Here is a 907-nt window from a genome sequence, read left to right as displayed (position 1 = left end):
GGTCGTGTCCCGAAGCGTGGTGTAGCTGTGGGGAAGCGGCCCGCCGCAGCGCCTTCCCATGGCTGGCGTAGGCGGGCCGGTTATCCACAGCGGGGCGGTCATCGCGGTTCTTCGATAGAGTCTGGTCACCACACCTCAACCCACACGAAGGGTGACCACGATGACCGACGAGATGATGGCGCTTCGCGCGATGCTTGAGAAGGGCGCGGATGCCGATGTTCTGCGCGAGATGATCGGCTTTGCCGCCGAGCGGCTGATGGAACTGGAGGTGCAGGGCCTGACCGGCGCCGTCCACGGCGAACGCTCGTCCGAGCGGCTGGTCCAGCGCAACGGCTACCGGGATCGCGACTGGGAGACCCGAGCGGGCACCGTCGAACTGCGCATTCCCAAACTGCGCAAGGGTTCTTACTTTCCAGGCTTTCTGGAGCCGCGGCGGATGGCCGAGAAGGCGCTGACGGCGGTGATCCAGGAGGCCTACATCCAGGGCGTCTCGACGCGCTCGGTGGACGATCTGGTCCAGGCCATGGGGATGTCGGGCATCTCCAAGAGCCAAGTGAGTCGGTTATGCGCCGAGATCGATGAGCGGGTGAAGACCTTTCTCGGCCGTCCCATCGAGGGCGACTGGCCCTACCTGTGGCTCGACGCCACCTATGTGAAGGTCCGGCAAAATGGGCGCATCGTCTCGGTCGCCGTCACTATCGCCGTGGCGGTCAACACCGACGGCCGCCGCGAGCTCCTGGGGATGGACATCGGCCCGTCGGAGGCCGAAACCTTCTGGATCGAGTTTCTGCGCAAGCTGAAACGCCGGGGGCTGAACGGCGTCAAGCTGGTGATCTCCGACGCCCATGGCGGCATCAAGGCCGCCGTCACCCGTGTTTTCCAGGCGACGTGGCAACGCTGCCGGGTG

Annotated in this window: 1 pseudogene; it reads left to right on the top strand. The window is 65.6% G+C overall.

Annotated elements, in window-relative coordinates:
• Positions 1-160: 160 nt before the first annotated feature.
• Positions 161-907 (top strand): annotated as a pseudogene (locus DS837_RS31820) (IS256-like element ISAli6 family transposase); the annotation flags it as partial.

It is taken from the genome of Azospirillum brasilense, from assembly GCF_008365405.1.
Taxonomy (GTDB): Bacteria; Pseudomonadota; Alphaproteobacteria; order Azospirillales; family Azospirillaceae; genus Azospirillum; species Azospirillum brasilense_D.
Note: the sequence above shows the minus strand (reverse complement) of the source record. Positions and strands in the feature narration are given on the sequence as shown.